This window comes from Deinococcus aquatilis DSM 23025, from assembly GCF_000378445.1.
GTDB classification, from domain to species: Bacteria; Deinococcota; Deinococci; order Deinococcales; family Deinococcaceae; genus Deinococcus; species Deinococcus aquatilis.
Map to the genome: position 1 here is coordinate 59,442 of NZ_KB899717.1, position 10,231 is coordinate 69,672.

A 10,231-nucleotide genomic window follows, 5' to 3' on the forward strand; every position below is an offset into this window, starting at 1 on the left:
GGATCAGGCTAAGGCCCCCGGTTCGCCTGTATATAGGGTAAACGTTAGGCAAGCGTAGACTTCCCACTCTTGCCCCCTTCAAAAACCGTCACACTGTAGGCATATGGCATCGCACGACCCGGCCCACACCTCAGAAGCCGCCTCCTTTGAAAATCCTGTCCGCGTCCGCGCGGGCTTTTCCTTGACGTTCGACGTCCCTTTTCCCACCCCCATGCTGTTCGTGGTGCAGCCCAGTGATCGCCTCGACCCCACCGGAACCCGCCAGAAAATCATTGATCAGCGGGCCTTGGGCGCGGCGCAGGGCATTCACACCTACACCGATTCTCACGGCAACCTCGTGTGGCGACTGCTGGCGCAGCCCGGCACCCTAACCATCGGCCATGACCTGATTGCCGAGATCACCCGCTACCCCGATCCTATTTTGCCTGCACTCCGCAAGATGCCCGTGGAAGAACTGCCCGACGAGACCATCGGTTATCTGTTGCCCAGCCGCTACGTAGACAGCGATCTGGTGAGTGCCGAGGCCTGGGACCGATTTGGACACATTCAGGGCGGCTGGGCGCAGGTTCAGGCCATCAGCGACTATCTTCAGGATGAATGCGTGTACGGCTACGGCAGCAATTCCTCGACCACCGCCAAGCAGGCCCTCGACAGCAAACGCGCCGTGTGCCGCGACTTCGCGCATATGGGCGTGGCGTTTGCCCGTGCCCTGAACATTCCCGCCCGCTACGTGTGCGGTTATATGCCCGACATCGACATCGTGCCCGACCCCGTGCCCATGGACTTCCACGCCTGGTTCGAGGTCTTTCTGGACGGCCAGTGGCGTACCTTCGATGCCCGTCACAACAAACCCCGTGCAGGCCGCGTACTGATCGCGCAGGGCCGCGACGCCAGCGATGTGGCCTTCTCCACCACTTTCGGTAGCGCCCGCCTGACCCATATGAAAGTCTGGGCCGACGAAACCAGCCCCGAAACCACGCTGGACGATCTGCCCCGACCCCGCGTGTTCTAGGGCAAGGCGGTTTGACTGATTTGCTAATGCAGCGGCTGAGAGAGGTCGCTGCATTCGTTTTTTGCTTCGGTGTGTCTGATGCACTCAGAGCAGGCCAAAAAAGGTAAGGCCGACCCCAGATAAGGCCAGCCTTCCGTGCGCACGGGCTTCACCCGGCCCGCTATATATTCAGTGCGCTGATACGTTTAAGTTAATACGTTGATTGTCACAGCAGTGTCACAGCTCAATCAAGGGTCAGTAACATAATGATGAGTTTTTTCTCAATTGCCAGAACAGATTATAATTGAACTGGCGTTTATTAAAGAGCGTATCAGGTGGCCCGCGTCTGAAACACCATTACCTCGCTGTGGGTATCGAGTGGGCCACCGTGAAAGCTACCTGTAACGCGTGGAGCTTCAAATCCTGCGTAACGGAGCAACCATTCCACCTCAAAGCGGGTGTAATACCGCTGCGTCAGGGTGTAATGCCGCCGGGTCAGGCGTCCGTCTAGGTGCGTGGTGTCGGCGTGATATTCGGTGGTGATGTGCTGGCGGGGTTTATCGTGCCGCTGCACCAGAAAGACATCGGTGCGCGAGCCGTCTGCACCGTAAAACGTTTCGCCCTCGTGCCGCACGGTATTCATTTTGCCGAACCGGGGCACGTACAGATCGAATACGAAGGCCGCGCCCGGTGTCAGGTGCGCGTGAATGTTGTGCAGGGCGGCCAACTGTTCACCCGGCGTATACAGGTGCATCAGAGCATTAAACGGCGCGAGCGCCAGCCCGAAGCGCTGTTCCAGCCGGAAGGTCTGTGCGTCGCCCTGCACGAAGTTCAGGCTCAGGCCGTCTGCCGCCGCTCGCGTCTGCCCGCGCTCGATCATGCGTGCGCTGGGTTCTACGCCTGTAACGGCCACTCCGCGCCGTGCCAGAAATGCGGTGACCCGGCCTGTACCTGCGCCGATTTCCAGTACAGGCCCGCCCGTGCGCTCAGCCACACCTGCGTAAAAGTGCAGGTCGTCGCGGTAGATGTCGTATTGATGATCGTAGAGGTCGGCAAAATCGTCGTAGTTCACCCCAGCAGGGTAGGCGTTCCTCGCCGGGAGTGGGCGGCTCTCACCCAGTCCAGCGTTCAGCGCTTCAGCACCTCGCGCCAGGTTCTGGGCTTCGCTCCTGACAATTCCCCCAGTGGAACAGCCTGCCAGCCCGCTTGCTGCATCTGCCGCAGCAGTTCGGGTAGGGCGGGCACGGTCACGCGTGCGCCGGGGCCAGCGTCGTGCAGCACCAGCACTGCGCCGGGATGAAGTTTGGCAAGGACCTGAGCGGGCAGGGTCTCGGGAGTGGCCCCACGCTCCCAGTCGCCGCCCTCTGCGCTCCAGTGTGCGCCGATGACGCCTGCGAAACGCTGCCCCAGCACGGTTGCCAGCGTGTATGCCCCGTGCGGCGGGCGGTGGTAGCGGGCGGGCCGACCCGTGACCGCACTGACCCGGCGGGCGGCCCGGAGAGGATCAAGAAATGCCCCCCACGGCGAGCGTATCCAGGCATGAACATGCCGCGCCGCGTGCGGTTCTACTTCGTGCCCCTCTTGCAGCAGGCGGGCGATCAGGTCGGGGTGGGCCTCGGCGTTGGCAGCGATGACAAAAAAGGTGGCCCGGACGCCCTGTGCCTGCAACGCGTCCAGTACGGCAGGCGTGGTGGCCGGGTCAGGCCCGTCGTCGAAGGTGAGGGCAAAACGGTTGTCTGCCCCTGACCCCTGCCGCACGATGCCCAGATTGAGCCGCTGCACCAGCAGATAAGGCAAGCCAATATAGATGGCCCCAACTGCGCCCAGAAGCCCAACCGCCCGAATCCACGCCCCGTTTTTGCCCTTTTCACTCACCACGGCCCGCTCACCATTGCCCGCTCACCGCCAAGGATTTTTCCGTCTCTCTCCCCAATTTGCCCAGCAGGGCGGCGGCCACCCGTTCAGCGGCATCCGGCTTGCTGACGGCCATCGCCCCGGCGCTCAGGCGGGCGCGTTCGCTGGTATCCAACGCGTGTAGCACGGCGCGGCGCAGTTGATCCTGCTCCTTGACCCACAGGGCCGCGCCGTGCCGCACCAGATAATCGGCGTTGTGTTCTTCCTGGCCCGGAATGGGTTCGTAGACCACCAGTGGTACACCCAGTGTGGTGGCTTCGGCCACGGTCAGGCCGCCCGCCTTGCCCACCACCAGATCGGACGCGGCCAGCAGTTGCGGAAAGTTCCGGGTAAATCCCAGATGGTGTATGGTGGCCCCGCCCAAACGCGTGATGCCCTGTTCCTGCGCTCCGGCCAGCACCAGCACCTGCACGCGCCGCCCCAACCCGCCCAGTTCGTTCAGCACGCGGCCCAGCGCCCGGTAAGCGCCTGTTCCCCCGCCCGACAACAGAATCAGGGGCAAGTCGGGGTCTAGACCGTGCTGTGCCCGCAATTCTGCCTGATCCGCGCCGATGAGTTGGCGGTAGATGGGCGCTATCGGAATGCCCGTGACGACCACACTCTCAGGCGGAATCTTCCACTGCGCCATCTGCTCCTGTGCCTCATCGGTGGCGACCATCAAGAGTTCGGCTTCGGGCCGTGCCCAGTGATGGTGCACGCGGTAATCGGTGACCACCAGCGCATTCAGGAAGTCCGCGCCCAGCCGCATGCGGGCGGCATGGGCAAGGGCTGTGGGCGTGGGGTAGCTGCTCACCACGACCTCGGGCTGCACCTCGCGTACATCGCGCAGCATGCCGCGCCGCCCCAGCCACGTAAACACGTTGGTCAGCGCCTTCGGCTCCGATTCCCGGTCTGTCCAGTCATAAAAGGCCCGGTACATCCCCGGAGCGTGCCGCAGCCACCAGTCGTAGATATGCAGCGTAAACAGGCGTTCTACAGGGGTCATGTATTCGATGAAGTCGGCGTGCCGCACATCCAGCGTGGTCCCTGCCGCCCTGAGCGCCCGGTCCATGGCGTCGTTGGCCTGATGGTGCCCGCTGCCAAATGAAGCCGAAACGATCAGCGCCCGCAGCGGATGGGGGGAAACAAGCTCAGGCATGTGCGCCGCCCCAGGCTGTTGCCACGGTCCCATATTCCACTCCCGGCCCTTTCATCCGCGCCTCAACAGTCCCAGTCCCAGCCCCGCAAACACCACGTTTGCCAGCCATACGCCCACTTCGGGCAGGCCGGGCAGCAGCGGCGCAAGCGTGAGGCCCAGAAAAAATACCAGGTAATAGCCCACGGCGATCATCAGTGCCAGGCCCAGCGAGACGCCCAACGTGCGCCCGTAGCGCAGGGCAAAGGGCAGGGCAGCCAGGGCCAGCACCAGATTCCCGAAGGGCAGGGCCAGCTTGCGGTTCAGGTTGACACGGGCGGTTCGGCGCTCGGCGGCTGTGGCGTTTTTATCGGTCAGCACGGCCACCAGTTCGGCCCAGCCCTCGCCGTCCGCACCGATGGCGTCGGCGTAGGTCGCCAGCGTTTTCTTGCGGCTCAGGCCCGTATCAATTGCCAACGTGTCGGAAGGCTGGGGCGGCAGGATCACACTGGGAAATACCGCCTGCACCGCTTCACGGAAAGCCTGCGGGTCTGTCTCGGAGACTTTGGACAGTTGCGCCGCCGCCGCGTAATCCACGCTGTACACGCTGTAGCCGCGCAGGGTCAGGCGGTTGTTTTCAAAGGTTCCGGCATCGGCAAAAATAATCCGGCCCTGTTTGGGCGCGTCTGCCGACCACTGCTCCAACCGGATGCGCTGTAATTCCCGCTTGGCTCCGTCATAGCTGCCCAGAGAAAGGGTCAGGTTGTTGCCCAGGTCCACGGTTTTGCCCACAAGTTGAGAGAGGCCCGCGCCCGTCAGGACATCCCAGTACAGGCCCCGCGTTTCTATGTTGGCACGCGGAGCCACCCACAGCGACAGCCAGATGCTGAGGGCCGTGACCAGCGCCGCCGTGACCCATACGGGCCGCGCTACCCGCCCCAGACTGATCCCGCCCGACTGCACCGCCACCAATTCGCGCTCGGTTGCCAGCCGCCCGAAGGCCACCACAGTCATCAGGACGACTGCCATCGGCAAGACCTTGACCAACGTGTCGGGCATCTGGTAGCCGATCCAGCGGGCAATGAGGCCAATGGGCACGCCCGTCAGCCACTGACTGGAAATAAAGAAATAGCCGAAGCTGAGAATGGCCGTAAACAGCAGCGCACCGGCCAGCAGCGGCGGCCAGAGTTCCTGCGTCACGTAGCGGGAGAGGCGGGTCATGCCGTGCCTTTGGGACGGTGGATGGATCGTGGATTGTGGCTCGTGGTCGGCCCGCTTTTTCCCACGATCCACCCTCTACAATCCACACTCCTCACCCTTTTGCCACAGCAAAGAGAATGGTGGCTTCGGCGGCCACCACGCCGTCCACCTCGGCGCGGCAGGTGGTTTTGCCCAGGCCCCGGCGCAAAAATTCCAGCTTGGCGTGCAGGTGCAGTTGGTCGCCGGGAATGACCTTGCGCTTGAAGCGTGCGCCCTCAATGCCCGCAAGGTAGCCAATCTGGCCCGGTTCCATCTGATCGCGCATACAGAACATGCTGGCCTGCGCCAATGCCTCGATGATCAGTACGCCCGGCATTACAGGTTCGCTGGGAAAGTGCCCGGTAAAAAACGGCTCGTTGATGCTCACGTTTTTGAGCGCATGAACCACGCCGCCTTCTGCACTCAGCACGCGGTCGATCATCACGAACGGAAAGCGGTGGGGCAGGATTTTCAGAACGTCTTGGATCAGCAGGGGTTCGGTCATGTGGCTCCTATTGAGAGTGTGGGCGCGAGTTCGAGGGACGTGATCTCAGGGTCTAAGCGGCGAAGGGAAAATAGGGGCGGGGGCCAGAACCAAAAAGTAGGCGCAGCCATCTTATCCGGCCCGCGCCTACTCTTTCGCCCAATCATTCTTGGACCCTTCGACTCCTGACCTTTAGACGCTGTTCAGCGGCGCAGGTAGTTGTCGCTGGATACGAGGCTGTCGCCCAGCACCGGGATCATTTCGAGGGCCATGCCAGTGCCCACGGCCACCGCTTCCACGGCGTTTTCGGCCACAGCCACCGGAATCCCTGTGGTCTGGCGCAGCAACTCGTCGAAGTTGCGGAGCAGGCTACCGCCGCCCGTCATCACGATGCCCCGATCGATAATGTCGCTGACCAGTTCAGGCGGCGTGATTTCCAGCACGCGCTTCACGCAGTCCACGATCTTGGAGACGGGTTCGGACAGGGCTTCGACGACATCATGGCTGTCGAGGGAAATGGTTTTGGGCAGGCCGTTGACCAGATCGCGTCCGCGCACCTCTGCGGTCAGGCTTTCGCCGTCATTCAGCAGCATGGCCGCGCCTACCTTCACCTTGATTTCTTCGGCGGTACGTTCACCGATCAGAACATTGTGCTTGCGGCGCACATAACGGATGATGCTTTCATCGAATTCGTTGCCCGCGATCCGCATGGATTCGCTGACCACGATGCCGCCCAGAGAAATCACGGCCACATCAGTACTGCCGCCCCCGATATCCACGACCATGCTGCCAATCGGTTCGGCAATTTTCAGGCCCGCGCCGATTGCGGCGGCCAACGGTTCTTCGATCAGGAAGGCACGTTTGGCGTTGGAATTCAGGGCGGCCCGCAGCACGGCGCGTTTTTCTACGTCGCTGACGTTGCTGGGCACACCGACCATCAATTGAGGCTTGAACCCAAACAGGCGTCCAGCATTGCCCTGCACTTTTTGCAGGAACATGGTGATCATTTTTTCGGTCAGGCCTTCATCGGCAATGACGCCGTCTTTGATGGGCCGCACAGCCACAATTCCGCCCGGCGTGCGCCCGATCATGCGGTAAGCCTCCTCGCCCACCGCTTTGACCTGCTTGCTGTCGCGCGTCATGGCGATCACGCTGGGTTCTTGCAGTACCAAACCACGGGTCTTGCTGTAAATAAGGAACGTCGCCGTTCCCAGATCAATGCCAATATCTTCAGACAACCGCACGCATTTCCTCCGGTTCCCAATTGGGGAAGCTCGGCGCAGGCTTTAGATCCTGACCGGGCGCAAAACCCTGTCATGGTATCACGGGGTATGAGGAGAGCTTAAATCACGCCTCATCCAATTAAAATTGCCCCGAGTTGCCGAGCTGGAAATGGAGTTCAGCGGGGCTTGATGTACGCCCCCAACGCGGCGACTGCGCTGGTCAGCACAGCCAGAGCCAGCGCCCGCGTAAATCCCGGCACGTCGGCCCAACCCAGCCCGGCACTCATGGCACTTTCCAGAGTGCCCACCGAGCGTAACCAGAGAGGCGCACCCGCACTCAGTGCTGCGAATGCCCCCAGAGTCAGGCCAGCCAGCCCCACCCCGAAGACCAGCAGCGACAGGGTCAGGATCCATGCGACGACGCGCACTGAACCTCCTGTAATTCTGACGAACCCTTCATTTGGGGCATTGTAGTTGGGCTGAGTTGGAATGGCGTGAAAAACTCGGCATTACCGCCATCGGGGGCCACTTGCCTATGCCCGCCCCTCGGCCCCAGCCGCTACACTGGCCCGCGTGTCTTTGCCTGCCCGTGTCCGCGTTACCCGTCCGCCTCTGCCGTTGGCCCCAGCCCTGCGAAACGCCGCCGCCCGGCTGTGCCCCGGCGCTCCAGTCAAAGAACTGACTGCTGCTGCTCTGGCTATTGCTGGCGGGGCTGTCATCGGTGCCTCACTGCGCTGGGATGGGGGAGAGGCCGAATACATAGAGTCGCGCTGGCGTGGGCGAGGGATTGAGGAAGAGTTGGCGCGGGTACTGGCCAGGTAAATTCAAGGCTAGAGTTCTGAGTTGCTGCGGCGCTTGGCCCACTCCTCAGCTTCTCCTCTCAAACTGGAAAAGCTCTGCGGAGGCTGGCAGAGCTGTAAAGCAGGGAATGGAGAATCAGGGAAGTCTGCCGCTGTACCCAGCAGGGACGGCTCGGAGTGGCGGCGTCGTAGCTGTTGTTGCGCCTGCTCTTCTTGACCCCTGACATTGTCCCGCCACTTCCCCTGTTCCTAACGTACGTTTGGTAGCCTGTGCCCATGACCGCCACCCTCACTGCCCCCGGCATGTCGTTTGCCCTCTCCGATGAGCAGCGAATGATCGTGCAGCACGTGCGCGAGTATTGCCGCGCCAAGATTGCGCCCAGAGCTGCCGAGTTCGACCGCAGCGGCGAATATCCGCATGAGCAGTTGCGGGGGCTGGCCGATCTGGGCCTGATGGGGGCCACCGTGCCCGAAGAATGGGGCGGCGCGGGGCTGGACAGCGTGACCTATGCCCTGTGCCTCGAAGAAATCGCGGCGGCTGATGCCAGCGTGGCCGTGATCGTCAGCGTACAGAACGGTCTGCCCGAACAGATGATCCTCCGCTACGGCACCGATGCCCAGCGCGAGCAGTATCTGCGCCCCCTCGCCAGCGGGCAGCATATCGGCGCGTTCTGCCTGACTGAGCCGGGTGCGGGCAGCGACGCCGCCAGCCTGCGCCTGAAGGCCGAAGCTGACGGCGATGGCTGGATTCTGAATGGTAGCAAAGCATGGATTACCAGTGGCGGACAGGCGCACACCTACCTGGTGATGGCCCGCACAGGCGGCGCGGGCGCACGCGGCGTGAGCTGTTTTGTGGTGCCGCATGACGCTCCCGGCCTCAGCTTTGGCAAGCCTGAAGAAAAGCTGGGTCTGCACGCTGCCCACACCACCACTGTCAGTTTCGACGGCGTGCGCGTGGGCGCGGATCAACTGGTCGGAGAGGAGGGACAGGGCCTGATCATTGCGCTGGCAAGCCTCGACGCGGGGCGCATCGGCATTGCGATGCAGGCTTTGGGGATTGCCCGCAGTGCGCTGGAACACGCTGCCCGCTACGCTCTGGAGCGCGAGCAGTTCGGCAAACGCATCAGCGAATTTGAAGGCGTCTCGTTCAAGATCGCGCAGATGGCCGCCCACACCGAGGCCGCCCGGATGGTGGCCCTCAAAGCCGCGTGGCTGAAGGACGCGGGCCAGCCCTACGGCAAAGAGGCCAGCATTGCCAAACTGCTTGCCAGTGACGCCGCCGTGAACTGTAGCCGCGACGCCATCCAGATTTTTGGCGGCAACGGCTACAGCCGTGATTACCCCGTAGAGAGGCTGTACCGCGACGCCAAAGTCACCGAAATTTACGAAGGCACCAGCGAAATTCAGCAATTGGTGATCAGCCGGGCAGTGTTTAAGGAATTGGGTGGGTGAGGTTTAGAGTTCCTCGAAATATTCACTGTCAACGCGGCGAATCTTATACGTTTCGCGGGTGACGACTCCTACATTGTGTTCAATCATCAGTTGGGCCAGCATGTCGCCGTCTATCAGAATAATGTTCCCGATCTGGCGGGCTGTGTCTTTGGCGCTGGCGCTGAAGCCCGCTGTGGTCATCAGGACGCCTTTGGTGGTTTTGTGATAGGTCAAGCTACCTGAAAAGTTGCGAACTTCCTGACTGCCTACATTGCCCGTCCATTGTTTGGCTTGGATGTAAACCTTGTCCAGTCCCAAAGGGTCTTGTTTGACGACCCCATCAATTCCATTGTCCCCGCTTCGGCCCAATGCTTGCCCTGCATCACGAACGTTGCCGCCGTAGCCCATAGCCACCAGAACTTCTACGACCAGACGTTCAAATTGTTGCGGCGAGATTTGATTGATCTGTATAAGTAGTTCGCTGGTGAGAGATGCGTTGAATGCCGAATAAAGACGCCCCAACTCCTCCTCGGGCGAAAGGAGAGAGAGGCTGTCTTTGGGCACTTCTGGAATGTTGCTTTGATTCGTCGTGCCTGTCTTCTGGAAGGCCGCAAATTCAGGAAACTCAAGTAGAACTTTGTTCGTTACGACCTCTGGATGTTTTTTGAGAAGAGCTTGACCCCGGCTGGTGATCTGTACCCAACCGCGCTGTGGGCTTTGGATTGCCCCCGATTTCATCAGATATGTTTTAGCCCTCAGTACCCGACACTTTGTTGAGGGGTTGAAATCTCCCGTCTGATCCGTCAAAACAGAACGCGTCCCCTGCCACGCTGACCCATCTGACGCGCTGCTTTTGTGCTCATTTCCCGGAGTACCGCAAAAACCAAGTGGAACTGCTTTCTCTCGTTGTCCTGGCACTCCTTCAAGCCAAGGACGTCCGGCATGGGGAGCTGGCTGAGCGTTTCCCGGGAAGCGCAGGGGCGTCGTCGGTCATTCGCCGAATTGAGCGGTTTTTCAACCGCCATCCCCTGTGCC

At 61.5% G+C, this 10,231-nt stretch carries 12 protein-coding genes; 3 read left to right on the top strand and 9 right to left on the bottom strand.

Translation table 11 applies throughout. The features are described 5' to 3' along the window. Positions 1 to 103 precede the first annotated feature (103 nt). A complete protein-coding gene (locus F561_RS0113675; protein ID WP_019010537.1) occupies positions 104 to 1,012 on the top strand; it encodes a transglutaminase-like domain-containing protein in 909 nt (302 codons plus the stop codon). Positions 1,013 to 1,322: 310 nt separating this feature from the next. Here the strand turns inward: F561_RS0113675 and F561_RS0113680 are convergent, their stop codons facing one another. The 7 genes from F561_RS0113680 to F561_RS0113710 all read right to left on the bottom strand — a co-directional run bounded on the left by F561_RS0113680 (position 1,323) and on the right by F561_RS0113710 (position 7,393). Next, entirely contained in the window at positions 1,323 to 2,063 is a 741-nt protein-coding gene (locus F561_RS0113680) for a class I SAM-dependent methyltransferase (protein ID WP_019010538.1), read from the bottom strand. A 56-nt stretch (positions 2,064 to 2,119) separates the two neighbouring features. Then, a complete protein-coding gene (locus tag F561_RS25500) occupies positions 2,120 to 2,869 on the bottom strand; it encodes a polysaccharide deacetylase family protein (protein ID WP_019010539.1) in 750 nt (249 codons plus the stop codon). Positions 2,870 to 2,876: 7 nt separating this feature from the next. Further along, complete coding sequence (locus tag F561_RS0113690) at positions 2,877 to 4,043, bottom strand: MGDG synthase family glycosyltransferase (RefSeq protein WP_019010540.1); 1,167 nt, start codon at positions 4,041 to 4,043, stop codon at positions 2,877 to 2,879. A gap of 51 nt (positions 4,044 to 4,094) precedes the next feature. Further along, on the bottom strand, positions 4,095 to 5,240 hold the full coding sequence (locus F561_RS0113695; protein WP_019010541.1) for an LptF/LptG family permease: 1,146 nt from the start codon (positions 5,238 to 5,240) through the stop codon (positions 4,095 to 4,097). 91 nt (positions 5,241 to 5,331) lie between these two features. Then, positions 5,332 to 5,763: a 3-hydroxyacyl-ACP dehydratase FabZ gene (fabZ, locus tag F561_RS0113700; RefSeq protein WP_019010542.1), complete on the bottom strand. Its 432-nt coding sequence runs from the start codon at positions 5,761 to 5,763 to the stop codon at positions 5,332 to 5,334. Positions 5,764 to 5,945: 182 nt separating this feature from the next. Beyond that, positions 5,946 to 6,986 carry a rod shape-determining protein gene (mreB, locus tag F561_RS0113705; protein WP_019010543.1) on the bottom strand — a complete coding sequence of 347 codons (1,041 nt, stop codon included), beginning with the start codon at positions 6,984 to 6,986 and terminating at the stop codon, positions 5,946 to 5,948. Positions 6,987 to 7,141: 155 nt separating this feature from the next. After that, positions 7,142 to 7,393, bottom strand: coding sequence for a hypothetical protein (locus tag F561_RS0113710; protein WP_019010544.1), 252 nt, complete (start codon positions 7,391 to 7,393; stop codon positions 7,142 to 7,144). A gap of 145 nt (positions 7,394 to 7,538) precedes the next feature. Between F561_RS0113710 and F561_RS0113715 the strand changes: the two genes are divergently transcribed. After that, the gene (locus tag F561_RS0113715; RefSeq protein WP_019010545.1) at positions 7,539 to 7,787 is read left to right on the top strand and encodes a hypothetical protein; all 249 of its coding nucleotides are present in this window, start codon (positions 7,539 to 7,541) and stop codon (positions 7,785 to 7,787) included. A 254-nt stretch (positions 7,788 to 8,041) separates the two neighbouring features. Beyond that, entirely contained in the window at positions 8,042 to 9,217 is a 1,176-nt protein-coding gene (locus tag F561_RS0113720; protein ID WP_019010546.1) for an acyl-CoA dehydrogenase, read from the top strand. 3 nt (positions 9,218 to 9,220) lie between these two features. Here the strand turns inward: F561_RS0113720 and F561_RS0113725 are convergent, their stop codons facing one another. Further along, positions 9,221 to 10,003, bottom strand: a complete 783-nt coding sequence (locus F561_RS0113725) for a restriction endonuclease (protein WP_157451858.1) — start codon at positions 10,001 to 10,003, stop codon at positions 9,221 to 9,223. Next, on the bottom strand, positions 10,000 to 10,231 hold a 232-nt coding region (locus tag F561_RS29665; RefSeq protein ID WP_026298905.1), incomplete at its 5' end, for a hypothetical protein. The genes F561_RS0113725 and F561_RS29665, both read right to left, overlap by 4 nt.

Coding starts and splice junctions, on each gene's coding strand:
- F561_RS0113675 (WP_019010537.1), top strand. CDS start 104: ATGGCATCGCACGACCCGGCCCACACCTCAGAAGCCGCCTCCTTTGAA.
- F561_RS0113690 (WP_019010540.1), bottom strand. CDS start 4,043: ATGCCTGAGCTTGTTTCCCCCCATCCGCTGCGGGCGCTGATCGTTTCG.
- F561_RS0113695 (WP_019010541.1), bottom strand. CDS start 5,240: ATGACCCGCCTCTCCCGCTACGTGACGCAGGAACTCTGGCCGCCGCTG.
- fabZ (WP_019010542.1), bottom strand. CDS start 5,763: ATGACCGAACCCCTGCTGATCCAAGACGTTCTGAAAATCCTGCCCCAC.
- F561_RS0113720 (WP_019010546.1), top strand. CDS start 8,042: ATGACCGCCACCCTCACTGCCCCCGGCATGTCGTTTGCCCTCTCCGAT.